Genomic DNA, 25304 nt, shown 5'->3' on the forward strand with positions numbered 1-25304 from the left:
GCTGCGCGACAGCTGGCTATGCCGGCGGGTGATCATCCCGGAAGGGCGGGAACTATGTTATAGAGATGCGCAGCCCGGCTCGCGCGGGCGCTGGATACTCTGAATCTATAACGCGTCGCCACGGCGAGTCAGATGCACCGCTTGTCCGGGTCGGCCTCTAAAGGTTTTCCTCCCCGTCGCGATGATGTGGTCTTACGTTCTGTTTCTCCTGACCTTGCTGACGGGTATCGCGCTCGGTTTGTTAGTGGACCGCCGACGCAGCGCGGCCAAGGCGGGCGAGGAAGGCGATCCCCACGCTCTCGCTGAACTGGTGGATCTGGCGTCCGACTGGTCGTGGAGCACCGATGTCTCGCATCGCTACACCCGTGTCGGCGAGGGCCTGCGCAACCGCACTGGACTGGTCCCGGCCGATCTGGTGGGCCTGCGTCCCTGGGAGTTGCCCTGGGTGGACGCCACTTCCGCCACTTGGATCACTTACCGCGAACGCATCGAGAAACGTGAGCCCGTCACCCGCACGCTGGCCCTGCGCGGTGCAGATGGCCGCATTCACCACCTTGAGCTGATCGGCCGCCCGCTGATGCGGAAGGGAACCTTCCTCGGCTATCACGGCATCGGCCGCGACGTGACCGAGCGGATCGTGACCGCCCGCGCGCTGCAGGAGAGCCAGCAGCGTTATTCCGAAGTAGTGGAGTCGGTGAACGAGGTGATCTTCCGTACCGATCCCGACGGCCGTCTCACCTTCCTCAACCGTTTCTGGCAGACCATCAGCGGCTACCGCGTCGAACAGAGCCTGGGCAAGCCGCTGGTGGATTTTCTGCACCCGGACGACCGCGAGGAAGCCCAGACCAAGCTGGCAAAGGTCGGCAATGGAGAACTGCCGGAGTGCAACTGCGAGTTGCGCCTGCGCACCCGCGAAGGCGAAATCCGCTGGATAGAGGCCGCCGGCCGGCCGGTCACCGACATGGACGGCATGCCGCAGGGCCTGGCCGGCACGCTGGACGACATCTCCTCCCGCAAGGTCGCCGAACTGACACTGAAGAATGTGAACCAGGAGCTGGAAGCCCGGGTGCGGCTGCGCACCGCGGAACTCGAGGCCTCCAACCGCGAGCTGGAAGCCTTCTCCTACTCGGTGTCTCACGATCTGCGCGCGCCGCTGCGTGCCATCGACGGTTTCGCCCGCATCCTCGAAGAGGAACTGGACGGTGCGCTGGACAAGGCCTCCCGTGGCCACATCGAGCGCATCCGCAAGGCCACCCAGCGCATGGCGCATCTCATCGACGCGCTGATCGAGCTGGCACGGCTCACCCGACAGTCCCTGCACAAGGAGACCTTCGACCTCTCCGAGCTGGCCTTGCAGGTCATCGATGAACTGCGCGCCGAGGAGCCCGAGCGCATCGTCGAGGTCGAGATCACGCGAGGTCTGATGGTCACCGCTGACCGCACGCTGGCCCGCGTCCTCATCGAGAACCTCATGCGCAACGCCTGGAAATTCTCGGCCCGCCAGCCGGTGGCGCGCATCTCCTTCCGCGCCGAGCGGGAGCGCGACCGCCGCGTGTTCTGCGTGGAAGACAACGGTGCCGGCTTCGACATGGCCTTCGCCGCCAACCTGTTCCGGCCCTTCCATCGTTTGCACAATAGTGGGGAGTTCAGCGGGACCGGCATCGGCCTGGCCACCGTACAGCGCATCATCCAACGCCACGGCGGCCTGATCTGGGCGGAGTCGAAACCCGGACAGGGCGCGCGCTTCTATTTCACGCTGGGCAGCTGAACAGGGAACGGCCGCAGGCCGGGCAAGTCCGTTGGAATGCACCGTGAGCGTGCGTGCTCAGGACGTAACATGGTGCACTGCAGTACAATTCGCGCCACGGCGAGGCGCGCCCGGCAGCTTTCCTGTACGGCGCCGCCCGCCTCGAACCGCTTCCTTCGAGGTCGTCGTCCGATGAAAGAAAAACACTATCTCACTTCCCTCTTCGAGCCGCGCTCAGTCGGCATCATCGGCGCCAGCGAGCGGGAAAACTCGCTCGGCAACGTGCTCATCCGCAACATGCTGGAAGCGGGCTACAAGGGCCGCCTCTTCGCCATCAACCCGAGCCACGAAACCGTGCTCGGCGTGCCCTGTTACAAGTCGGTGGAGGATGTGCCGCACCGGCTGGACCTGGTGGTCATCGCGGTACGGGCGGAAAAGGCCGCGGCCCTGATGGACGCTTGTGGCCGCGCCGGCGTGCGTGCGGCCATCGTGCTTTCCTCCGGCTTCTCCGAGGCCGGCCCCCGCGGCGCCCTGCTGGAGCGCAAGCTGCTGGAGGCGGCCCGCCGCCATCGGATCCGCATGCTGGGGCCGAACTGCATCGGCCTGATGCGGCCGGAACTGGGCCTCAACGCCACCTTCGCCCATGCGCGGGCGAACAAGGGGTCCATCGGCCTCATCTCCCAGTCGGGCGCACTGTGCGCCGCCATCCTGGACTGGGCCAAGCCGAACAACGTCGGCTTCTCGGCGGTGGTGTCGCTGGGCTCTTCCTCCGACATCGACTTCGGCGAAGTGCTGGAGTACATGATTTCCGACCCGCGCACCGAGAGCATCTTCCTCTACGTCGAGGGCATCCGGGATGCGCGCCGCTTCATGAGCGCGCTGCGCGGCGCCGCGCGGGTGAAGCCGGTGCTGCTGATGAAGGTGGGCCGCCATCCGGACGTGTCGCGCGCCATCCTGTCCCATTCCGGCGCCCAGGTCGGCGACGACACGGTGTTCGATGCCGCGCTGCGCCGCGCCGGCGTGATCCGGCTGTACAACATGGGGCAGCTGTTCTCCGCTGCCAATGCGCTGTTCTCCCATTTCCGCCCGCGCGGCAACCGCCTGGCCGTCATCACCAACGGCGGCGGGCCGGGTGTGATGGCTGCCGATCGGGCCGGCGACCTCGGCATTCCGCTGTCGGAGTTCTCCGAAGGGACCATGGAGAAGCTCAACGCCTGCCTGCCACCCAACTGGTCGCGCGGCAACCCGGTGGACGTACTGGGCGACGCCAACGTAGACCACTACCGCAAGGCGCTGCAGGCGGTGCTGGAAGGGCCCAATGTGGATGGCGTGCTGGTGATGCTGACGCCGCAGGCGATGACCGACCCTGACGGCGTGGCCGACGCGGTGATCGAGCTGGAGCGCACCGCCGACAAGCCGGTGGTGACCTGCTGGATGGGCGACGAGTTGGTGATCAAGGCCCGCCACCGCTTCATCGAGGCCGGCATTCCTACCTTCCGCACACCGGAGCCGGCGGTGGAGCTGTTCAGCCACATCTCCGCCTATTACCGCAACCAGAAGCTGCTGATGCAGACGCCGGCGCCGCTGTCCCACCTGTCGCCGCCATCCATCGAGAGCGCGCGGCTGGTGATAGAGACCGCGCTGGCCGAGCGCCGTAACGTGCTGAACGAGATGGAATCCAAGGCGCTGCTGGCCGCCTTCCGCATTCCCATCGCGCAGACGGTGATCGCCCGTTCCGCCACCGAGGCCATGGTGCTGGCCGAGGAGATCGGCCTGCCGGTGGTGATGAAGATCGACTCGCCCTCCATCATCCACAAATCGGATTCCGGCGGCGTTCGCCTCAACCTGGGCAGCCTGGCGGCGGTGCGTACCGCCTACCAGGAAATCCTCGACGAGGTGAAGCGCAACCGGCCGGACGCCACCATCAACGGTGTGGCCATCGAGCCGATGATCCTCAAGCGCAACGGCCGCGAACTGGTGGTCGGCGTGCGCCGCGACCCGGTGTTCGGGCCGGTGATCACCTTCGGCGAAGGCGGCAACCGGGTCGAGGCCAACCGCGATCTGGCGGTCGCGCTGCCGCCGCTGAACAACTATCTGGTGCACGACCTCATCCGCTCCACCCGCGTCTATCCCCTGCTCGGCCAGTTCCGCAACCTGCCGCCGATCAACATGGAGGCGTTGGAGCTGGTGCTGTTGCGGGTGTCGGAAATGGTCTGCGAACTGCCGTGGATCGCGACGCTGGACATCAACCCGCTGATCGTGGACGAAGCCGGCACCGTGGCGGTGGATGCCCGCATCGTGGTGGAGAACGTCGCCCCCACCGCGGATCGCTACGACCACATGGCGATCCACCCCTATCCGTCCCACCTGATCAGCCGCTGGACGGTGCCGGACGGCACCGAGATCACCATCCGCCCGATCAAGCCGGAGGATGCGGAGCTGGAGATCGACTTCGTCCGCGGCCTCTCCGCCGAGACCAAGTACTACCGCTTCATGAACACCATGCGCGAGCTACCGCCGGCCATGGTGGCCCGCCTCACCCAGATCGACTACGACCGCGAGATGGCCTTCCTCGCCACCGTCCAGCAGGACGGTGTGGAAAAGGAAATCGGCGTCTGCCGCTACGCGGTGAATCCGGACGGCGAGTCCTGCGAGTTCGCGGTGGTGGTCGCCGACGACTGGCAGCACCGCGGCCTGGCACGACGCCTCATGGGCACTCTCATCGAAACCGCCCGCAACAAGGGCCTTACCTACATGAACGGCGTTTTCCTCGCCAACAACGAGCGCATGCTGCGCTTCGTGCAAGGCCTGGGCTTCGTGCTCTCCAACGACCCGGACGACAGCACGATCAAGCTGGGCGTCCTCTCCCTGCAGGATTGATGCATGGGTCCTTCCATAGACACCCTCGATTTTCACGGCGTCCCTGCCCTGCGCCTGGCTACCCGCGCCGGTGCCCGCGCGGTGGTCAGCCTGTTCGGCGGGCAGGTACTTTCCTGGGCACCGGCCCAGGGGGAAGAACGGCTCTACCTCAGCGACAGGGCGGTTTTCGACGGCCACACGCCAATCCGCGGCGGCGTGCCGGTCTGCTTCCCCCAGTTCGCCGGCCAGGGCGCACTACCCAAGCATGGCTTCGCCCGCAACCGGGAATGGAGCGTGGCCGAGCAGCGCACCGGTGACGACTTCGCCCTGGTCACCCTCTGCCTGGGCGACGACGAGGAAACCCGTGCCCTCTGGCCGCAGGGCTTCGCGCTCGAACTGAGTGTGATCGTCGAGGAAAGCCGGCTGGACATGGAACTGGACGTGCAGAACACCGGCGATACGCCGTTCGATTTCACCACGGCGCTCCACACCTATCTGCGGGTGCGCGAGGTGGAGGAATCGCGCCTCGAAGGCCTCTACGGCCTCACATACAGCGATACCGCCGACGGCGGCAAGCTCAAGCGCGAGAGCGGCGAAGCGGTGCTGGTCGAGGACGAGACCGACCGCATCTACCACAACAGCGTGCGGCCGTTGCTGGTGCGCGAGTACGACCGCAGCCTGGGCATCAACAACGAAGGCTTTCCAGACGTAGTGGTGTGGAATCCCTGGGAAGAGCGTTGCGCCGCGCTGTCCGACATGCCGCCGGATGGCTTCCGCCGAATGCTGTGCGTGGAGGCGGCCGCCGCCCACCACCCCATCCATCTGGCGCCCGGCCAGCGCTGGTGGGGCCGGCAGACGCTGATCGCGCTCTGACCCGGCATTGCCGCCGCGTGGGGCGCTCCTTCATGCGGCGCAGCCGCGCCGCTCCATGCCCTCAGTGCCGCCGGGCTTGATACTCGCGCCCGCATCCCCATCTCCTTGTGGTTGTCACCAGGAGAACACGCATGAACCCTTACGCAGACGACGTCCGCGGCGACGACTTCGAGGTCAAGGTCATCCAGGCCTCCTATCACACTCCCGTGCTGGTGGATTTCTGGGCCGCCTGGTGCGGCCCCTGCCGCGCACTCAAACCCATCCTGGAGAAGCTGGCCGAGGAGTACGGCGGCCGCTTCCGGCTCGCCAAAGTCGATTCCGACGCAGAGCAGGCGCTGGCCCAGCGCTACGGCGTGCGCGGCATTCCCGACGTGCGCCTGTTCGTCGATGGCAAGATCGTCGATGGCTTCAGCGGCGCGCTGCCGGAAAGCCGCATCCGCGCCTTCCTCGAGCCGCACCTGCCTTCCCTGGCCGAACCGCTGCGGCTGGAAGCCCGCCGCCTCGCCGAAGCCGGCGACATTCCGGCGGCGCTCGCAGTGCTGGACGAGGCCCTGGCCCAGGATCCGGCCTTCGAAGCCGCGCGGCTGGACCAGATCGAACTGCGCATCGACAACGGCGACCTCGAACCCGCCGCCTCCTTGCTCAAGGCGCTGGAATACCGCGCCCGCGACGAGGACAGGCTGAAGACCCTGCAGGCCCGCCTCGCCCTGCGCAACAACCAGCCGCAGGCTGCCTCCGCCACCGAACTGGAGGCCCGCCTGGTGGCAGCGCCGGAGGACCTCGACGCCCGTTTCGCCCTCGCGACCCTGCTCGCCGGCCAGGCCGACTACGAGCCGGCGCTGCGGCATCTGCTGGAAATCGTCCGCCGCGACCGCGGCTATCGCGACGACATCGGCCGCAAGACCATGCTGCAACTGTTCGACCTCATGGGTGCCGACCCGCGGGTACGCGAGTTCCGCGCCGAGCTGGCCGCGCTGCTCAATCGCTGAGCCGGTGCCGCAGGCGCCGCCGGGCTTGCCCGCGCGGCCGCCTTGCTGGCACCATCGCCGCCTTCCTCCGGCGCCACCCTGGCGGCGCCTCCTGCCTTCCCTGAACGACCCGGCCTCAGCCCGGGCATCCATTCCCAAGAGCATGCTGCCTCCGATCGAACACCGTATTGCCGAGGAAATCGGCGTTTCTCCGCGCCAGGTCATGGCCGCCGTCCAACTGCTGGACGAAGGCGCCACCGTGCCCTTCGTCGCCCGCTACCGCAAGGAAGCCACCGGTGGCCTGGACGACACCCAGCTACGTACGCTGGAAGAGCGCCTGGGCTATCTGCGCGAGCTGGAAGACCGCCGCGCCAGCGTCATCGCCTCCATCGAGGAGCAAGGCAAGATGACGCCCGCGCTGCGCGCCGACCTGGACCACGCCGACACCAAGCAGCGCCTGGAGGACCTCTACCTGCCCTACAAGCAGAAGCGCCGCACCAAGGCGCAGATCGCCCGCGAAGCCGGCATCGCACCGCTGGCCGAAGCCCTGCTCGCCGATCCCCTGCTGGAACCGGAGCAGGAGGCCGCCAAGTTCCTCAACGCCGAGGCCGGTTTCGCCGATGCCAAGAGCGTGCTGGACGGCGCCCGCCAGATCCTGATGGAGCAGTTCGCCGAAGACGCCGCGCTGCTGGGCGAGCTGCGCAGCTTCCTGCAGGACAGCGGCAAGGTGCGTTCCACCGTCATCGAAGGCAAGGAGAACGAAGGCGCCAAGTTCCGCGACTGGTTCGACTTCGCCGAGCCGGTCGCCGCCATGCCCTCCCACCGCGCGCTGGCGCTGCTGCGCGGCCGCAACGAGGGTGTGCTGAAGTTGTCGCTGGACGTGGACCGGCCGGATGAAACCGCGCCCCACCCCTGCGAAGGCCGCATCGCCGCCCGTTTCGGCATCCGCAACCAGGGCCGCCCGGCCGACCGCTGGCTGGCCGACACGGTACGCTGGGCCTGGAGCGTGAAGATCTCGCTGCATCTGGAGTTGGAGCTGATGGGCCAGCTGCGCGAGCGCGCCGAGGAGGAGGCCATCCACGTCTTCGCCCGCAACCTCAAGGACCTGCTGCTGGCCGCGCCGGCCGGCGCCCGCCCGACCATGGGCCTGGACCCCGGCATCCGCACCGGCGTCAAAGTCGCAGTGGTGGATAGCACCGGCAAGCTGGTGGACACCGCCACCGTCTATCCCTTCGAGCCGCGCCGCGACTGGGAAGCCTCCATCGCCACGCTGGCGGTGCTGGCCAAGCGCCATAACGTGGAGCTGATCGCCATCGGCAACGGTACCGCCTCGCGCGAGACCGACAAGCTGGCCGCTGACCTGCTGAAGCGGCATCCGGACCTGCGGGCGACCAAGATCACCGTGTCCGAGGCCGGTGCCTCCGTTTACTCCGCCTCCGAGCTGGCCGCCCGTGAATTTCCGGATGTGGACGTGTCGCTGCGCGGCGCCGTCTCCATCGCCCGCCGCCTGCAGGACCCGCTGGCGGAGCTGGTCAAGATCGATCCCAAGTCCATCGGCGTCGGCCAGTACCAGCACGACGTGAACCAGGGCAAGCTGGCCAAGAGCCTGGACGCGGTGGTGGAGGACTGCGTCAACGCGGTCGGCGTGGATGTGAACACCGCCTCCGCGCCGCTGCTGGCGCGCATCTCCGGCCTCAACGCCACGCTGGCGGCCAACATCGTCGAGCACCGCAACGCCAACGGCCCCTTCCCCAACCGGGAAGCGCTGAAGGAGGTCGCCCGCCTCGGCCCGAAGACCTTCGAGCAGGCCGCCGGCTTCCTGCGCGTGCCCACCGGCGACAACCCGCTGGACGCCTCCGCGGTTCACCCGGAAGCCTATCCGGTAGTGGAGCGCATCCTAGGCCGGGTGCAGAAGACGGTGCGCGAGCTGATGGGCAACGGCAGCTTCCTCAAGTCGCTGAAGCCGGCCGAGTTCACCGATGAGCGTTTCGGCCTGCCCACGGTGCAGGACATCCTCGCCGAGTTGGAGAAGCCCGGCCGCGACCCGCGCCCCGAGTTCCGCACTGCCACCTTCCGCGACGGCGTCGAGGAGGTGAAGGATCTGGCGCCCGGCATGCTGCTGGAAGGCGTGGTCACCAACGTCACCAACTTCGGGGCCTTCGTGGATATCGGCGTGCATCAGGACGGGCTGGTGCACATCTCCGCGCTGTCCGAGCGCTTCGTCAAGGATCCGCACTCGGTGGTCAAGGCGGGCGACGTGGTCAAGGTCAAGGTGCTGGAGGTGGATCTGCAGCGCAAGCGCATCGCGCTGACCATGCGCCTGTCCGACGAGGTCGCACCGCGGCGGGCCGACGACAATGGCCGTCGCGACGGCAACGGCGGCAGCCGCGGCAACCGCCCGCCGCAGCGCCGCGAAGAACAGCGGCCTGCGGCCGGCGGTGCGCTGGCCGCCGCCTTCGCCCGCGCCAAGGGTCGCTGAGGGCTGCACCGCGCTGTCGTTTCTACCCCGCGTGCCTGGCCATCCAGGCCGACGCGGGCCGGGACCGCCAAATGCAAGGAAAGGGGAGCAAACGCCGGGGAGCGGCTGCTCCCCTTTCTTTTTTGCCACAGGAGGAACCGAAATGCAGACCCAGTCGCAACAAAGCCTGCAGGGCAAGCACATCGCGGTGCTGATGACCGACGGCGTCGAGCAGGTCGAGTACACCGAGCCGCGCCGTTTCCTGGAGGAGCACGGCGCCCAGGTCACCCTGCTCGCGCCCAAGCCCAAGGGGGCGGACGTGCAAGGGTTCAACCATCTGGAACCGGCCGGGCGCTTCGCGGTGGAGATGGACGTGCGTGGCGCCGCCTCTACCGGCTTCGACGCGCTCGTCCTGCCCGGTGGTGTCGCCAATCCCGATCAGCTGCGCCTGAGCCCCGAGGCCATAGACTTCATCCGTGCCTTCGCCCATGAGGACAAGCCCATCGCCGCCATCTGCCACGGCCCCTGGCCGCTGATCGACGCCGGTGTCGCCCAGGGCAAGCGGCTGACGAGCTGGCCCAGCCTGCACCAGGACCTTGCCAACGCTGGCGCCGAATGGCGCGACGAGGAGGTCGTAGTGGACGGCAAGCTGGTCACCAGCCGCAAGCCGGACGACATCCCCGCCTTCAACCAGGCGCTGCTGGAGGAGCTGGCCTGAGGGCACCGCGGCGAGCACCGCCGTGCCGCCGGCAAATGCCCGTACGAAGATCCCCCCCGACGGCCGCGGCGCGGGCACGCATGCCTTCGCCACGGCCGGCCGCAAAAGGAGACCCCGCATGAGCACCCGCAAGCACGCAGGCCATCGTCCCCGGCGCTGGTCGCAGAAGGTCACCGAAACCAGCCACGCGATGGACCTGGAGAAAGGCGTGTTCAGCAGCGACGATCCGCGCCGGATCGCCCGCTCGCTGAAACACTCCGCCGAGGCCAGCCATAGCCGCAAGACCGATCCCTTCCGCTCCGCCATGTCCATGCTGAACTTCTACCTGAACCGCGCCGGCCGGCGGCTGCCGGGCGAACGCCGCCGCACCCTGAACGCAGCCAAGGACGAGCTGCGCTCCCTCTATGGCAAGCCCCGCCGGCGATCCCATCCTCCGCATTGAGCGTCCCGCCCGCGGGCAGCAGGGCATCCAGGCGGCGGAGCAACGCGAGCGTAGTAAACTAGCGCGCTTCCGCCGCACTCAATCCGGACACAGATCCAATGCAAGCCTCTTCCCCAACCGCCGCCGCGCCCGCCGGCGTGCCGGTCTGCTACGGCATTCCCAACTGCGACACCATGAAGAAGGCCTTCGCCTGGTTCGCGGCCCAAGGCCTGGAATACCGCTTCCACGACTACCGCAAGAATGGCCTGGATGCCGGTCTGCTGCGCCCCTGGGTTGCCAGCCTGGGGTGGAAGGCGCTGGTGAATACCCGGGGCACCACCTGGCGCAAGATTCCGGCAGAGCGCCAGAACATCGGCTCGGATGAAGAAGCCGTCGCCCTGATGGTGGAGAACCCCAGCCTGATCCGCCGGCCGGTGCTCGTCCTTCCCAATGGGGAACTGCTGGTGGGCTTCGACCCCGCCGCCTATGCCGCTGCGCTTCCTGCCGGAGAAAAAGCATGAGCAAGCCCAAGCTTCCCTCCAGCTACGTGCAGCGCTTCATGCTCGAAGCGCTGGACATCCGCGGCGCCGTCGTCCGCCTGGACGATGTCTGGCAAGCCCTGCAGCAAGGCCGCGGCTACCCGCCGGAACTGGCGCGCCTGCTGGGCGAGATGAGTGCGGTGTCCGCCGTCATCGCCGGCAACCTCAAGCAGCCCGGCCGCCTCACCTTCCAGATCCAGGGCCGCGGCCCGGTCAGCCTGCTGGTGGTGGACTGTACCGAGGAACTCAACCTGCGCGGCTACGCCAAGGCGGAGGGCGCACTACACGGCAGCACGCTGGGCGAACTCGTGGGCGACGGCCGGCTGCAGCTCAGCCTGGACATCGCCGGGCTGGACCAGCCCTACCAGAGCCTGGTGCCGCTGGAGGGCGACAGCATCGCCGAGGTCTTCAGCCACTACCTCGCCCAATCCGAGCAACAGCCCGCCGGTTTGTGGCTGGCCAGCAACCCGATTGCCTCCGCCGCGCTCTTCCTGCAGAAGCTGCCCGGCGCCGACCGGCGGGACGTGGATGGCTGGGACCGCGTCCATCACCTCGCCCAGACGGTGAAGCCGGAGGAACTGCTGGGTCTGCCGCCGGAAACCCTGCTCGGCCGCCTCTTCGCCGAGGAGGATGTACGCCTGTTCGAACCGCGGCCGGTGATCCACCACTGGCCGCCTGACCGGGAGAAGGTCTCTTCCATGCTGCAGGGCCTGGGCGAGGACGAAGTGCGTGCGGTATTGCAGGAGCATGGCGAGGTCGTGGTGCATGACGATCTCTCCAACCACACCTACCGCTTCGACCGCGCGGACGTGGATGCCTTGTTCCATCCGCCCACGCTGCACTGAGCCCTGGCGGCGGGCGGCCTTGCCGGAAGCGCCGCCCCTCAGTAGACTTCGCTGATTTTGACAGCCCTCAGCCCAATGTCCGCAGCCGCCTCCGCCCGCTCCATCGAATTCCGCAACTCGGCCCTGGGTGCCACCGTTGCGGTCCTGCGTGAGACGGAGCCGGCTCGCCTGGCCGACGCTCTGCACAAATTGATGGGCGGCATGCCGGATTTCTTCAATGGTGAAGCCGCAGTGCTGGATTTCTCCGGCCTGAGCCAGGCGCCCGCGCGCATCGACTGGGCCGGCCTGCTGTCCCTGTTCCGCCGCTATCAGCTGCAGCCGGTGGGCGTGCGCAACCTGCCTGAAGGGCTTGCCCAGGCTGCTCGCCAGGCTGGCCTGGCGATTCTGGATGGCGCCGAACTGCGCGACCGCCCCGCTGCCGAAGCCGCGCCTGTCGCCGCACCGGCGCCGGTGGCGGCTCCCCAGCCGGTAGTGAGCGCGCCACAGCCGAACACCTTGTTCGTCGACCGCCCGCTGCGCTCCGGACAGCAGGTCTATGCCCGCGGCGGCGATCTGGTGCTGCTCGCCGGCATGAGCAATGGCGCCGAGGTGATCGCCGACGGCAGCATCCACTGCTTCGGTCCGCTGCGCGGCCGTGCGCTGGCCGGCGCCCAGGGCAACACCGGCGCCCGCATCATCGCCACCAATTTCGGCCCCGAGCTGGTTTCCATCGCCGGGGTGTATCGCACTTTCGAACGCGGCGTCCCCGAAGCGGTGGGCGGTCGCGCAGCCGTCGTCCGCCTCGGCGGCGCCGGCAAAGAACAGACATTGACCATCGAAGCGCTGCAGCTCGACTGAGCAGCGCCAGCCATATCCAACAAGGGGAAACCGTGAGAGTAATCGTCGTAACATCCGGCAAGGGCGGCGTGGGCAAGACCACCACCAGCGCGGCCTTCTCCTCCGGCCTCGCCCTGCGCGGCTTCAAGACCGCAGTCATCGACTTCGACGTCGGCCTGCGCAACCTCGACCTCATCATGGGCTGCGAACGCCGCGTGGTGTACGACCTGGTGAACGTCATCAACGGCGAAGCCAAGCTCAATCAGGCGCTGATCAAGGACAAGCACTGCGAGAACCTCTTCATCCTCCCCGCCTCGCAGACGCGCGACAAGGACGCGCTGACCGAGGAAGGCGTGGAAGTCGTGCTCAAGGAGCTGGAGCACATGGGCTTCGACTACGTGGTCTGCGACTCCCCGGCCGGCATCGAGCGCGGCGCGGTGATGGCGCTGACCTTCGCCGACGAAGCCGTCGTCACCACCAACCCTGAAGTGTCCTCGGTGCGCGACTCCGACCGCATCCTGGGCATCCTGCAGTCGAAGTCCAAGCGCGCCCGCGAAGGCGGCGAGCCGGTCAAGGAACACCTGCTGGTGACGCGCTACTCCGCCAAGCGGGTGGAAGACGGCGAGATGCTGTCCTACAAGGACGTGCAGGAACTGCTGCGGGTGCCGCTGATCGGCGTGATCCCGGAATCCGAGTCGGTGCTGCATGCGTCCAACCAGGGCACGCCGGCCATCCACCTGAAAGGCACCGACGTCGCCGAGGCCTATGCGGACGTGGTTTCCCGCTTCCTCGGAGAAGACCGCGAGCTGCGCTTCGTCAATTACGAGAAGCCTGGCCTCATCAAGCGCCTGTTCGGAGGCAAGTGACATGTCCCTGCTTGCCCGCCTCTTCGGCGAAAAGAAGCGCACGGCCGATATCGCCAAGAACCGGCTGTCGCTGCTGATCGCCCACGAGCGCAGCGGCGGGGCCGCTGCGGCCGACTTCCTTCCTGCGCTGCAGAAGGAACTCATCGAGGTCATCTCCAAGTACGTCGCGGTCAATCCGGACGACATCAAGGTTCAGCTGGAAAAGCAGGACAACTACGAAGTCCTGGAGGTCAACATCGTCCTGCCCGAGCAGGGACGCTGACCACGATGCCCGGATGGTGAAATTGGTAGACACATCGGACTTAAAATCCGAAGCCGCAAGGCGTGCGGGTTCGACCCCCGCTCCGGGTACCACCGCCCTGCTCCCGCCGGGCGCGGCTCGATGATCGTCCTCGACCTGTGCTGCGAGCACGATCATCGCTTCGAAGGCTGGTTCGCCTCCAGCGAAGCCTTTGAAATGCAACAGCAAGCCGGGCAGATCTCCTGCCCGGTGTGCGACTCCATCCAGATTCGCCGCCTGCCCAGCGCACCCTATGTGCAGACTCGCAGCGCAGCGCCGGCACGACTGCCGGCGGAACTTCCGCCGCAGGGCAAGCCAGCGGAGGTGCCCACGCTGCCCGCAGACGCCGGCGCGATCCTCGCCCAGGCCATTGCCGCGCTGCGACGCATGGGCAAGGAGGCCGAGGATGTCGGCGCCCGCTTCCCCGAGGAAGCCCGCAAGATCCACTACGGAGAAAGCGAGGCGCGCTCCATACGCGGTGCCGCCTCGGCGAGGGAACTGGGCGAGTTGCTGGACGAAGGCATCATGGCGCTGCCCTTGCCGCCGGCGGAAGAAGACCTGCACTGAGCTTTCTGCAAAGCAGGTGGACGGCATTTCCGCAGGACTGGCGATTGCATGACGGCCGCGGTTGAGCCTGGCCGTGAGCCTCCTGGAACCCGAGTCTCCCGCCGTACTCCCAGGCTCGGCATCCGGGCCCGCGACGCTACCCGCCCTCGGTTTCCACTCCGGCGTGGATCAGCGGAATCCACATCTCTTCTCCGCTCAAGCCCCCGTGCACACCGCGCATCCTGAACTCGTCCTCGCCCGGGACGCGGTCGGACAGCGTATGGCCGGCCTCCATCAACAGCGCATAGTTGCCGATCCGCTCGGCAAGGCGCGCATGGCGCTGCCCTGGTCCGAACAGACCGGCGGCCAGCAGCCGGCGGGAGCGTACCGCCACTGCCCGGCCGGCCAGTTCGCTGGCGGCGAAATCCTCGAACTCCTGCTCCGCGCCCACACGTAGATGACAGAAGGCCAGCCGGCGTTCGCCGGACAGGGGGGCAGCCAGCATGGCCTGGGCCGGTGAGCGGGCGTCGATGCGGTAGTGGCGCTCCTCCGGGGCCTCGCTGAAGCCGTGGTCCGCGGTCACCAGCAGTGCCATTCCGTGCCGGCGCAGGCCACTCGCCAGGGCCGCGAACATCTCATCCAGGCGGCCGAACAGGCCCTGCACCGCCGGCGCATACGGCCCGAGCTTGTGGCTGAGGGCATCGAATCCGGGGTAATAGGCATGGATCAGGCCGCAGCCCTCCAGCCGGGCGGCCTCCTCCAGGATGGCCGGCAGCAACTCCTGCAGCTTCGAATAGCCAATCACTCTCGCACCGCGGGTGTGGCGTGCGCTGTAGCCGGAGGCTGCCAATTCAGCCGGTGTCAGCACCGATACCGGCCGCCGCGCCTGCTGCGCGAGGGTGCGGTAGGGGAACAAGCGGGCACCGAGGAAGGGCCCCCGCAGGCGGCCACCACCGCGGCGGTGCAGCGGCAGCGGCGCGATCACGCCGCCGAAGCGACGATCGTGGATGAACCAGCCGGTCAAGCCGTGCTCCGCCGGCGCCAGTCCGGTATAGAGCGTGGTGACGGCGCTGGCGGTGGTCGAGGGACAGACCGAGGTCAGCCGCGTCAGCCGGTGGGCATGCAGCCGGCTGCCCTGTCCCAGTCGTTGCAGGAAGGCCTCGCCCAGGCCGTCTATCACCAGCAGCACCACGCCGCGCGGGCGGAGTGGCGACAAACCGGGCAGCGTCAGTTCCTCGTTTCCCCGTAGCCAGTCTCCAAGGGCACGCGTCAGCCCCAGCAGGCCATGACTGCCGTAGTCGGGCAGCAGCGCGTTGCGTGGTAGGGGGAACAGGCGTGCATCCATCATTGGGAAATCCTTGGTGTGCGCGACACAGGTGGGTTACTGCACGCAGTGTGCAACGCTTCTGGCGCGGTTCGCGCGGTGAAAGCCATTCTTGCGAACGTGGATGGTGTTGCAAGCCACTGGAAGGTGGACCGGGACCCCCGCCTCCAATTCCATCGGGTTGCGTTCTTGGGGGCGCAAACCGGAGCCTGGGCCATGCAAAGCGCGGCCCGCGACGAAAAATCGGGCAATGCACCAACCGACACATTGCCCGATCCGCGCCCCGGCGCCCGCGGCCGGACCTTTCCGGATGCAGCAGCAGGGGGGCTCCCTCTTCAATCAGCTTCTGAGTCGATAGGTTTCCCTCCTTCTTCGGCCGCATCGAGCCCGCCTCGTCATGCATCCCTCAAGGCGTCGCCTTGTAAGGCGGTTACCACGGTAACCGCCAGTGGGCGGGAGGCCCCTCAAGCTCGTCGCCCGGCGCAGCCCTTGCCGCGTCAGACAGGAGATGCTCCTACAAGGCAGGCTTGCGCGAGCCTTTGCTTCAGGCGGCGGACGCCGCCTCCTCTTCCACAGCGGGGGTTGCGCCCTCGCTACCCCCGGTGGATGCCGCTTCCGCATCCGCCTTGTAGTTGCGCAGATAGATGAAGAACTGACCCATCATCTGCGTCCATAGCTGGGCCTGGACCGTCAGGTAGTCGAGAGTGACGCCACCGGCGACGAACACGTCCATTTCCAGCGCGATGAACTCGCCATGCTGGGAGACGCGGGCGAAGCGGCGGCTGCGGTGCCACTCCTGCAGCAGGCCGTGCGGCAGGCTGCCGCCCTGGATGCGCAGCGGGCAGCTGAAGGTGAAGTCGGCGTACTGGCCGGCGGCCAGCCGGTTGCCCCACAGCACCTGGAAGCCCACGCCGTGGCTGGCGCTGTGCAGGCGGATGACGCCGTTCTGCTCCACCGGGGTGACGGCGCAGCCGGCGAGCTTGATGGCCTCGCCCAGTTGCTCCGGGCCCACCGCCGCCAGCACTGGCGCCGTGATCTCGCTGCTCTTCGCGTTTTCCTGATCGCCGCTCATTGCTACTCCTGGGTGTAAGTGGTGTTGGCGCCGACTCAGTCGGCCTTGTTCAGCGTCGCGGTGACGGCGGCGCTATCGATCTTCATGGTGGAGGCCGGCACCAGGCCGTCCATGTGGGTGGCGATCTGCTGCTGCAGACGCTGCTGTCGCAGTGCTGCGCGCAGGCGGGGCACAACCTCCTCCAGCGTGGCGACGCGTGCCGGCGTGCTGGCCAGCAGTTTGACGAGATGGAAGCCGGCGGCCGACTGCACCGGGCCACGCACCTCGCCCGCCTTCATGCCGGCGACCACGGGGCGCATCTCCGGCAGTATCTGCGCCAGCGGCAGGCTGCCGACTTCACCGCCCCGGGCGGCGGAGCTTTCGTCCTGCGAGTACTGGCGCGCCAGCGCGGCGAAGTCCCCGCCGGCGGCCTGTCGGGCGAGCGCTTCGGCGCTGGCGCGGGCGCGCGTCACCGCCGCCGCATCGCTCGCCGGCGCGGCGAGGAAGATCTGGGCCAGCTGGTAGAAGGCGGGCACTTGCAGATTGGCCTTCTCCTGCTCGTAGGCCGCGCGCAGTTCGGCATCCGAGGGGTAGTTCTCCGGCACCTTGGCGACGGATTCCAGGTAGCTATTGGCGATGATGCGCTCCGACACCTCGCGCACCGCCGCGTCCACCTGGGCCTTCACTTCCGGCCGCGCGGCCCAGTCCTTGCGGCGGGCTTCCTGCAGCAGGGCTTCGCCGGCAAGGCGCTGGCGCAGCCAGCGTTCGACGCCCGCCGGATCGCTACGCAGCGCCTGGCGTTCGTTGGCGTCGAGCTTGCGCAGCACGGTTTCCAGCTCCTGCTGCTTGATGCTCAAGCTGCCGGCGCTGGCCACCGTCTGACCGCCGCTATCGGCGGCCCACGCACCACCGGCGGCCATCGCCAGCAGCAGGACGGCGAAGGCGCGCAGGCGACGCAGGGAATGATGGCCATTCGAAAGGTGCGCGCTCATTTCGCCTCCTCCAGCTTCACGCTGCTGGCATCGAAGCGGTTGCCGTACAGCGTGTCGCCGTACTGCTGGGCGGCTTCCTCCAGCTTGACGCGGGCGGCGCCGGCGAACGGCTGGCGGGCGGACATCACCGTCGCTACATCCATGGTTTCGTAGGCACGCAGGATTTCCTTGCCGGTCTCGTACAGCTGCACGTTCTTCGCCTCACATTGGGCCAGCGCTTCACCGCGCAGCTTGTCCTCGGCGATCAGGCGCTGGCGTTCGGCTTCCGCGTTGCGGGCGAGCTTGAGCAGTTCGTCGTAGGCGCTACGGTATTGCGCTACCTGGGCGCTGCTCTTCTGCAGCATGCCTTCGGCCTGGTCGCGCACCCGCAGCGACTCCTCGCGGGTCTTATGCCGTGCTTCACGCTCGCCGGCCAGTTCGGCCTTGAGCTTGCTCAGTTCGGCTTTCATCGCATCGACTTCGCCGCTTGCCGGCGTTGCCGGACCGACCGCCTTCAGCGCGGCCAGCTCGTTCTGCGCCTGCTGCAGCTGGGTGGTGGTCACCCGCAGCTGGGTGCGCAGGCGTTCTTCCATGCTGCCGCCCTGCTGGGCGTGGGCGCCTGCGCACAGCAGCAGCGTGGCCAGCAGGCTCCAGCGCGGGGCGACCGGCTTGCGGCCACCATCAAGTGAATGATTCACGTGGGCATCCTTACAGTCGGGCGTTGAATTCCAGCTGCAGCAGATCGATGGACAGCGGCGGACCGTAGATTTCCTTGCTCGAGATCCAGCGGCCGGTGAACCAGGCGTTCTTGTCGATCGCATAGGAGCCACCCAGGTAGTAGCCGCGCGCATTGGTGCCGCCCAGGTGGAAGCTGGAGTCGTTGTAGCCATCCGGTAGCGCATCCGGCTCGATGTACTTGTAGCCGGCCAGCACGTTCCAGTCGCCCCGGTTGCTCGGGCTGGCGGTGCCATAGGTGGCCTGCAGCATGTAGGCATTCGCGCCGCTCTCGAAGTCGGCCTGGCTGGTGCCGCCGCTGCCGCCGAAGTTGTTCACGATGCCGCCGCGGGCACGGCGCCACATGCCGTCTTCGTCATAGGCGAGGTTGCGGATGTAGTTGGCATCCACCCGCAAAGAGGTGTTGCCGACGGCCTTGGTGTCCCAGCGGAAGTTGAGGTCCAGCAGGCGGAACTTGGAGGCCAGGCCGACGTATTGCGGCATCGGCGTATTGGCTGGATCGGTCGGGTCCAGTGCAATGTCGCGCAGCAGCATCAGGGTGTTGCCTTTCTGCATGAAGGCAGGCCGCGACCAGTCGCTGCTGCAGTGATCGGCACCGGCATAGAGCGCGCAGGGGTCTGAGACCTTGCCGGTGATGTTGCTGAAGTTGTAGTAGGCGAGCGCGCCGCGCAACTGGTTGTCGGCATTCACTTTCCAGGCCGCGCCCATCTGCACGCCGAAGAGCCACTTGTTCTCGCTCTTCCCCTTGTCCTGGCTGGTGCTGGGGAAGCTGTCGGAGGAGTACTCCAGCGGGATCACGCCTACGGTGCCGAACAGTTCCACGTCCTTGTTGGCGGCCAGGGTCTTGTCGAACTTGGCAGCGATGCCGTCGAAGTTCAGGTCGCCGGAGAACAGGGTGTCGGTGGAGAAGAAGGGGTTGCCGAAGCGACCGCCGACGAGGGTCAGCCAGTCCACCGGACGGTGCGACAGCCAGGCCTGATCCAGCCAGATTTCCTTCTTGCCCAGGCCGCCGCCCAGGGTCTGGGTGGTGGAGACCGGGCTGTCGTCGCTGCCGGTGGCGATACGCACGCCGGCCAGGGTACGCTCGGAGAGCTCGGCGAAGATGCCTAGGCGTGCGCGGATACGGAACAGGTTATCGCGGTCCTTGCGGGTGTTCATCAGCGGCGGCAGGGACAGCGAGGTGTTGGGATTGACGTCGTAGGGGCCGTCGTCGTTCAGTTTTGCCCAGTCGGTCTGGATGTTGCTGTTGCTGCCGGAGAACAGGCGGGATTCGTTGCGCACCCGCAGGTCGCCTTCGACGCGGATGCGCTTGGTCCACTCCGGCGTCTCGTTGGGCGCAGCCCAGCCTTCCGCCCTAGCCTGGGCCATGACTTCACCCTTGATCTCGTCGCGGATCTGGTCGCGCACCGTCTGCGGTACATAGGGGACACGCACATCGCCGGCCTGGGCGCGTGTGCTGGCCTGCGGGGCAGAGGCGGTGCTGGCCTGACGCTGCGCCTGCTGGGCCGCAATGGCTTCGGTCTGGGCCTGGGCGAGCAGTGCTTCGCCGACGTCGCGGGCGAGCGCGCCGCTGTCGATCAGGCCGCGGATGAGTCTCACCATCGCGCTTTCGGCAGGCGTTGAGGCCTGGGCCAGCACCGGCGTGCTGCCCAGCAACGCGAGAAGCGAAGCCAGGGTTGCGGTGGCGAGCTTGATGCCGGCGGCCTGCGGCGGCTGGCTGATGCCGCTGCCCGCAGGGGCGCGACGGTCGGAGTGGGTCACTGGACTCATGGATGTCTTCATTGAATGGGAGGGAGAAACTGCGGCGTGAGTGCTGCGCCGGCTGGTGCTCATGGGCGGCGCCCCTTCATGGAGACCCGCATCGGATAGCGCATGGAGGCCGGTGGGCGTTCTTCCATCGCCTCTATCTGGCGGACCAGTTCGAGGACGGCGCGGTCGGTGGCGGAATCGCCGGTGCCATCAACCAGTTCGACCCGCAGCGCCCTGCCCTCGCGGGACAGCCACAGATCGAGGCGGATGTCGTCGAACACCAGGTGACGGGTGCGCGGGTCCCGTGCCAGGGCGCGTTGCAGCACAGTGGAAACGTAGCCGGCATAGGAGGCGTTGCCGAGCCCGCCGCGGCCTGAGCCAACCGAGCCGCCGCCGCGTCCGGCGCCGATGCCGAAGGCGTCGCCGCCGGCCTGCGCTTCGCCGTCTATGGTCACCGGGTCGCCGACGTCCTCCGACGGGCTGGGCGGCGCATCCTCGGCCGGCTGTTCCATCGGCTCGATGGGGGTGGGCAGCGGCTCGACCACCTGCGGCTCGACCTTTTCCGGTTCCGGCTGCTTTTCCGGCTCGGGCGGCGGCGGGGGCGGAGGGGGCAGCATCAGCATGGGCGTGGCCGCCACCTCGCGCTTGGTAGTGGCGGTATCCGCCAGCAGGTACCAGAGTAAGGCGGCCAGCGCGGCGGCCAGCGCCACGCCGGTGGCCAGTCCGCCCCAGCGGCGCCACAACTGGTGGCCGGCGGAGACCGTCTGCGGCGCCGTGGAATAAGGAGGTTTCACCTGGTCCCCCTCAAGCCGGCTTGCCCGTCACCAGGCCGATCTGGTTCAGCTCGATGCGGCGCAGGAGGTCCAGTACCTCGACCACCTTGGCGTACTGCACCGAGGCGTCGCCGCGGACGATGACCGGAAAGTCTGGCGTCAGCGCCTTCTCGGTGCGCAGGCGGGACTCCAGCTCCGGCAGCGTCACCGGGTAGGCGTCCAGGAACACCTGGCCGGCGTTGTCTATGGTGATCGCCTTGGTCTTGGGCTTTTCCAGTGGAACGGCGGAGCTTGCCTTCGGCAGATCCACCCGGATGCCGGGTACGCTGGCGTTGCTGGTGAGGATGAAGATCACCAGCACCACCAGCAGCACATCGACGAAGGGGGTGATGTTGATGCCGCCGGCCCGTTTCTTGGGCCCGAACTTGGCTGCAATGGCCATGGTCGTTCGCCCCGTCAAGCGCGCTGCAGCGCCGGGCGATGCTGGCGGCCCTCGCCCTGCTCTTCGGCCAGGCGGGTGGAGAACTCATCCACGAACACCGCCATGTCGGCACCGATTGCCTCGGAACGGGCAGCCAGCCAGTTGTAGCCGAACAGCGCGGGAATGGCGACGCCCAGGCCGGCCGCGGTACATAGCAGCGCGGCTGCCATGCCGGGAGCGACCGAATTGATGTCCACCGCGCCGGCCATGGCGGCGACAACGAACACCAGCATGATGCCGATCACGGTGCCGAACAGGCCGACGTAGGGCGCGCCTTCGATGGTGGTGGAGAGCCAGTTCATGCGGCGGGCCATGCGCTCGTTCTCGCGCACCATCACGCCGTCCATCGCCGCGCGGATCGCGCCTATGGTGGCGGCGGATACCGCGTTGATGTCGTAGCCGCGCTCCTGGCGGTGGCGCATTTCGGCCACCGCCACTTCATACAGGCGCCACAGCGGCGAATCGTTCTTCACTTCGGCCGGCACGCGGTCCAAGCGGGCCAACTGGTCCAGCGGCGCGCCGGCGGTTTGGCGGAACGCCGCCATGAAGCTGTCGTTGGCGCGGGCCATGGCGCCGTAGCTGCGGCTCTTGCCGATCATGATGGCCCACGAGACGACCATCATGATGCCCAGCAGGAAGACCACGACCCAGGCGTCCAGCGGCATGGCGGCGAGGATGAAGCCGAAGTGGCTCTTGCCGGCCTGCTGCTCGTCGGCGCCGAAGGCGGTCAGGCGGGAGTCGGCGCCCTGGGAGATCGCATCCGCCAGGATGAGGGCATCCGGACGCGCCGTCTTGGACAAGCGCAGCTCGTCGATGGCGCCGTTGAAGGCGGCCAGCGGCGTGGCTGCGCCCGGCACGTCGCCACCAACGGCAGCCGCGCCGTTCAGGGCCGGGGTGGCGGCGGCCAGCGTGACCGCCGGGCGGCCGGCTACGAAGAGGGTGATGTTCTGGCCGTCGCTGCGCACCGCGATGTGCGACCACTGCGCCGCCCGCACCGGTTGCGCCGGGGTGCTGCGCTGGCCGTTTACCTGCACATAGGGAATGCCCTGGGCAAGGCCGATCAACAGTTCGCCGGCACCGTCGCGGCGCACATACAGTGCCTGCTCGGCATCCACCTGCTCCGGCCGGATCCAGGCAGAGAAGGTGAAGGGCGCGTTGGCCGCCAGCGCCAGCGAGGGCGAGGCCGGCAGCAGCAGCGGCGCGTTGCCCAGGCGGGCGCCGCGGCCGATTACCGTGCCGTCGGCCGCCGCCACCGTGCTCTGGCCGTGGTTGGCGTAGGCGGTGGTGTCGCGCGGCGGCACATTGGCCTCGGCGAAGTGGTAGACCAGGGTGTAGTCCGGATCGAAGGTGAGCTGGCCGTTGCCGGAAGCTGGGGCCTTCGGGTTGCCGTAGTACATCCAGACCTGCTGGCTGGCGCCGCTGCTGAGGCTGGGCACGTCCACCCAGACCAGCGCGATGCCCAGAAGCGGGTCGAACTGTTCGATCTGGTGGTTGAGCACGGTCTTGTCGTCGCCGGCGACGAAGCGCAGGTCGGAGCCGGTTTCGCTCACGCCCTCGAAGCCGAAGTTGCCGGTGTGCAGGCGGACCAACACCGGCGCGCGGCCGGCATCGCTGCCGATTGCGGCGCCTTGCGGCGTCGCGTCCAGGGTGATCGGCTTGCGGTAGGCCCATTCCGGCTGCCACCAGGCCTGGGCGAGGCCAGGCAGGGCGGCGCCGAGCAGCATGAGCGCGAGAAAGAGGATGCGGCGCATGAGTGATTCTCCAGAAACGCTTGGGATATGCATGGTTATGCGTTGGGGTAGCCGGCTCATCAGTAGCTGGCGGTGACGCTGAAGGTGAGGCGCGGGTCGTGGCGCTCGGTGCGCGGGCCGTCCTTCAGCGGATAGCCCAGGTCTACCCGGCCGGACAGGTAGCGGCCCACCCGCAGGCTGCTGCCGATGCCGACCGAGGCAAGATCGAAACGGTCGTCCTGCTCGGGCAAGGGATCGCGCAGGCGCAGGCGGGCGCCGTCGGCGAAGACGTAGATGCGCCAGTCCTCCACCGCGGCGACGCCTATGCTCAGCGCCGGGCTGCGCAGTTCCAGCGAGCCGACCATGCCGTAGTCGCCGGTGGCCTCGGCGTTGAGGTAGCCCCGTACCGAGTTCATGCCGCCGGCGGCGATCTGCTCGCCGGAAACCAGCGGCGAATCGGTGAGCTGGCCGGCGAAGAGGATGCCCAGTTGGGTGTTGCCCGCCAGCGTGTGGGTGGTGTTCAGGTCCGCCTTCAGCACCATGAAGCTGGGCGAGGCCTTGTAGCGCTTGTAGTAGAACTCCCGCCAGTCGCTGCCGTAGCCGAGGAAGCTGCGGGTGCCGTTCACCAGCGACAGGCCCAGCGCGTACTGGGCGCGCTCGGTCTGCAGGAAGCCGGAATAAGCCAGGGTGATGGGCGCGTATTCCAGCGGCACTTCGTCGCCGCTGCCGCCGAGGCGGACTTCCTCGTCGTTGCGCTTGAAATCCACGCCGGCGCTCAGCGAATGCCACCAGTCGCCGGACATCGGCACCGTGTAGGTGGCCTTCAGGCCGATGGAGTGGCCCTTGCCCAGCACGCTGGTGCCGCCGACGGTGGCGACGTTGCTGTTCGATTTGTAGCCGGACAGCTCCAGGCTCCAGTCCGGGTCCAGCGGCGCCACATAGGCGCCGGACCACACCCTGGTCTGCTCCAGGTCTTCCGGCGTGCCGTAGAAGCTGAAGGACAGGTTGTGGCCGAGCTGCCACAGATTGTCGTGGCCCACCGAGGCGGTCAGCCGCAGGCGCTCGGTATCCGCGCTGCGGTCGTTGTTCAGGCCGACGCTGGCACGCCAGGGGCTGCTGTCCTCGACCTTGAGATCCACATCCATGGTGCCGGGCAGGCTGCCCTGCTTCACCAGCGGCATCACCTGGCGCTTGCCGCCACGGTTGAGCGCGGTGAGCTCGGCCTGGGCCTGGGTGAAGTCGGGCACCTCGCCTTCCTTCAGCGCCGGCACCTCGTCCCTCACCTTGGTCGGCGAGGAGTATTCGGCGCCGACCACGCGCACCCGGCCGACGCGGGTCTCGGTGACCTGCAGCAGCACGATGCCCTCGGTCACCTGCTGTTCCGGCAGATCGACGTACACCGACTGGTAACCCTTGGCCTGGTAGGCGGCGAGCAGGGCATCGCGGGCGGCCTCGATGTCCTTCATGCCGCGGTCCGGGCCAAGGAAGGGCGTGACCGCTGCCTCGATGGCGCGCGCATCCAGCACAGTGTTGCCGCGCACCAGGTATTCATTGACATCCACCCGGCGATCGTCGGCGACGGTTTCCGCCGGGGCCTGCCCGCCGGAAGGCGCCTGCGCCAAGGCCAGGCCGTGGCCGGAGAGTGCCAGCACTGCCAGGCAGAGCGCGGTGCGGGCCGTCGGTGGCCGTTTCTTCAGTTCATGCATCTGTCGAACCCGATTTCCCTGGTAATCCCTAGTAGAAAAGCCACGCCGGCAGCCCCGTTCCACGGCGGCCACCGCCGGGCATGAAAGCCCTCGGTTTCCTGGCAGGCGCGGGCGCTCCGGCCTGCTCATGTGCTCCTAGACGGCCGCCGGAGGGCGCAACTGCCATCCGTCACAAAAGATTCACGAAACCGCTGCCGCGCCACGCGCACCCTGAATAAAAGGAATGCGGCACGGCCGCCTCGGCTCGTGCCGGGGAACTGCCCTGCTCCAACGAGCGCCCTCCCCCACCGCTTTCCTCCCATCACAGCCGCCGCGGCCACCGCCCGCGCCGCGGCGCCACTCCAGGAGCACCCAATGTCCCGCCCAACGTCTTCCCCGCGCACCCGGCCTTCCGGCGACAAAACCCGCCTGTTCGGCGTCTCCCTCGCCCTCCTCGCCTCCCTGCTGCTGGCCGGCCCGCCAATGCCTGCCGGCGCTGCCGACGCGGAGGAAGCGCAGCCGGATAGCTGCATCGAGGTGGAGGTGAATGGCCAGCGCGCGCCCTCCTACGACTGCCTGTCGCAGAAGCTGCAGCCGGCGCCGGCCCGTGGCGGCGACAGGGGGCAGCCGGGGCTGGCGTCGGAATCCGTCCTGGAACGCCCGGAGAACCAGCTCGGCCTCTTCAACCGCGCGGCCACCGGCCACCGCATGGGCAATACCTTCGGCACCTCGGTGTATCCGCAGCGCCCGCCGGAAGTGCAGCCCAGCCTGCCGATCGGGCCACGCCCGGCCCAGTGAGCCGGAGCGCAGGCCGGCTGCGCCTTCCCGAGGCCGGCCGCGGGCCTGCCCGGTAACAAGGGCAAAGCGAC

23 protein-coding genes and 1 tRNA gene are annotated in these 25304 nt (G+C 68.0%); 15 read left to right on the forward strand and 9 right to left on the reverse strand.

Annotation, left to right across the window (positions count from 1 at the left end):
• Positions 1 to 244 precede the first annotated feature (244 nt).
• From C7389_RS04665 to C7389_RS04730, 14 genes are all read left to right on the forward strand, one after another.
• A complete protein-coding gene (locus C7389_RS04665; protein WP_246034633.1) occupies positions 245 to 1768 on the forward strand; it encodes a sensor histidine kinase in 1524 nt (507 codons plus the stop codon).
• Positions 1769 to 1939: 171 nt separating this feature from the next.
• Positions 1940 to 4627 carry a bifunctional acetate--CoA ligase family protein/GNAT family N-acetyltransferase gene (locus C7389_RS04670; RefSeq protein ID WP_133588873.1) on the forward strand — a complete coding sequence of 896 codons (2688 nt, stop codon included), beginning with the start codon at positions 1940 to 1942 and terminating at the stop codon, positions 4625 to 4627.
• A gap of 3 nt (positions 4628 to 4630) precedes the next feature.
• Positions 4631 to 5479, forward strand: coding sequence for a D-hexose-6-phosphate mutarotase (locus tag C7389_RS04675; RefSeq protein ID WP_133588875.1), 849 nt, complete (start codon positions 4631 to 4633; stop codon positions 5477 to 5479).
• Between the two features lie 131 nt (positions 5480 to 5610).
• On the forward strand, positions 5611 to 6468 hold the full coding sequence (locus C7389_RS04680; RefSeq protein WP_133588878.1) for a thioredoxin family protein: 858 nt from the start codon (positions 5611 to 5613) through the stop codon (positions 6466 to 6468).
• A 142-nt stretch (positions 6469 to 6610) separates the two neighbouring features.
• Positions 6611 to 8926: a Tex family protein gene (locus C7389_RS04685; protein ID WP_133588880.1), complete on the forward strand. Its 2316-nt coding sequence runs from the start codon at positions 6611 to 6613 to the stop codon at positions 8924 to 8926.
• A gap of 142 nt (positions 8927 to 9068) precedes the next feature.
• Positions 9069 to 9623, forward strand: a complete 555-nt coding sequence (locus C7389_RS04690; protein ID WP_133588882.1) for a type 1 glutamine amidotransferase domain-containing protein — start codon at positions 9069 to 9071, stop codon at positions 9621 to 9623.
• A 118-nt stretch (positions 9624 to 9741) separates the two neighbouring features.
• Positions 9742 to 10065, forward strand: coding sequence for a DUF3175 domain-containing protein (locus C7389_RS04695; protein ID WP_133588884.1), 324 nt, complete (start codon positions 9742 to 9744; stop codon positions 10063 to 10065).
• Between the two features lie 98 nt (positions 10066 to 10163).
• Positions 10164 to 10565: an ArsC family reductase gene (locus C7389_RS04700; protein ID WP_133588886.1), complete on the forward strand. Its 402-nt coding sequence runs from the start codon at positions 10164 to 10166 to the stop codon at positions 10563 to 10565.
• Positions 10562 to 11428, forward strand: coding sequence for an Hsp33 family molecular chaperone HslO (hslO, locus tag C7389_RS04705; protein ID WP_133588888.1), 867 nt, complete (start codon positions 10562 to 10564; stop codon positions 11426 to 11428). The genes C7389_RS04700 and hslO overlap by 4 nt, the downstream gene beginning before the upstream one ends.
• Positions 11429 to 11503: 75 nt before the next feature.
• Positions 11504 to 12265, forward strand: coding sequence for a septum site-determining protein MinC (minC, locus tag C7389_RS04710; RefSeq protein WP_133588890.1), 762 nt, complete (start codon positions 11504 to 11506; stop codon positions 12263 to 12265).
• A gap of 32 nt (positions 12266 to 12297) precedes the next feature.
• Positions 12298 to 13110 carry a septum site-determining protein MinD gene (minD, locus tag C7389_RS04715; RefSeq protein WP_133588892.1) on the forward strand — a complete coding sequence of 271 codons (813 nt, stop codon included), beginning with the start codon at positions 12298 to 12300 and terminating at the stop codon, positions 13108 to 13110.
• A 1-nt stretch (position 13111) separates the two neighbouring features.
• Complete coding sequence (gene minE, locus C7389_RS04720) at positions 13112 to 13372, forward strand: cell division topological specificity factor MinE (RefSeq protein ID WP_133588894.1); 261 nt, start codon at positions 13112 to 13114, stop codon at positions 13370 to 13372.
• A 7-nt stretch (positions 13373 to 13379) separates the two neighbouring features.
• Positions 13380 to 13464 (forward strand) — tRNA-Leu (locus tag C7389_RS04725).
• A gap of 28 nt (positions 13465 to 13492) precedes the next feature.
• On the forward strand, positions 13493 to 13957 hold the full coding sequence (locus C7389_RS04730) for a DUF1178 family protein (RefSeq protein ID WP_133588896.1): 465 nt from the start codon (positions 13493 to 13495) through the stop codon (positions 13955 to 13957).
• 136 nt (positions 13958 to 14093) lie between these two features.
• On the opposite strand, the gene C7389_RS04735 is transcribed toward C7389_RS04730, so the two are convergent.
• From C7389_RS04735 to C7389_RS04775, 9 genes are all read right to left on the reverse strand, one after another.
• Positions 14094 to 15284, reverse strand: a complete 1191-nt coding sequence (locus C7389_RS04735) for an alkaline phosphatase family protein (RefSeq protein ID WP_133588897.1) — start codon at positions 15282 to 15284, stop codon at positions 14094 to 14096.
• A 520-nt stretch (positions 15285 to 15804) separates the two neighbouring features.
• Positions 15805 to 16332, reverse strand: a complete 528-nt coding sequence (locus C7389_RS04740; protein ID WP_133588899.1) for a YbjN domain-containing protein — start codon at positions 16330 to 16332, stop codon at positions 15805 to 15807.
• A gap of 35 nt (positions 16333 to 16367) precedes the next feature.
• Entirely contained in the window at positions 16368 to 17303 is a 936-nt protein-coding gene (locus tag C7389_RS04745; protein ID WP_133588901.1) for a peptidylprolyl isomerase, read from the reverse strand.
• Positions 17300 to 17980: a hypothetical protein gene (locus C7389_RS04750; protein WP_133588903.1), complete on the reverse strand. Its 681-nt coding sequence runs from the start codon at positions 17978 to 17980 to the stop codon at positions 17300 to 17302. The genes C7389_RS04745 and C7389_RS04750 overlap by 4 nt, the downstream gene beginning before the upstream one ends.
• Before the next feature lie 10 nt (positions 17981 to 17990).
• Positions 17991 to 19787: a putative porin gene (locus C7389_RS04755; protein WP_133588905.1), complete on the reverse strand. Its 1797-nt coding sequence runs from the start codon at positions 19785 to 19787 to the stop codon at positions 17991 to 17993.
• 59 nt (positions 19788 to 19846) lie between these two features.
• A complete protein-coding gene (locus tag C7389_RS04760) occupies positions 19847 to 20560 on the reverse strand; it encodes a hypothetical protein (RefSeq protein WP_211168209.1) in 714 nt (237 codons plus the stop codon).
• Positions 20561 to 20570: 10 nt separating this feature from the next.
• Positions 20571 to 20981: an ExbD/TolR family protein gene (locus tag C7389_RS04765; protein WP_133588907.1), complete on the reverse strand. Its 411-nt coding sequence runs from the start codon at positions 20979 to 20981 to the stop codon at positions 20571 to 20573.
• A 14-nt stretch (positions 20982 to 20995) separates the two neighbouring features.
• Entirely contained in the window at positions 20996 to 22771 is a 1776-nt protein-coding gene (locus C7389_RS04770; protein ID WP_133588909.1) for a DUF2341 domain-containing protein, read from the reverse strand.
• 59 nt (positions 22772 to 22830) lie between these two features.
• A complete protein-coding gene (locus C7389_RS04775; protein ID WP_133588911.1) occupies positions 22831 to 24456 on the reverse strand; it encodes a ShlB/FhaC/HecB family hemolysin secretion/activation protein in 1626 nt (541 codons plus the stop codon).
• A gap of 354 nt (positions 24457 to 24810) precedes the next feature.
• On the opposite strand from C7389_RS04775, the gene C7389_RS04780 reads away from it, so the two are divergent.
• Complete coding sequence (locus C7389_RS04780; RefSeq protein WP_211168210.1) at positions 24811 to 25233, forward strand: hypothetical protein; 423 nt, start codon at positions 24811 to 24813, stop codon at positions 25231 to 25233.
• The last annotated feature ends 71 nt before the right edge of the window (positions 25234 to 25304 follow it).

This window comes from Azoarcus indigens, assembly GCF_004361735.1.
Classification (GTDB): Bacteria; Pseudomonadota; Gammaproteobacteria; order Burkholderiales; family Rhodocyclaceae; genus Azoarcus; species Azoarcus indigens.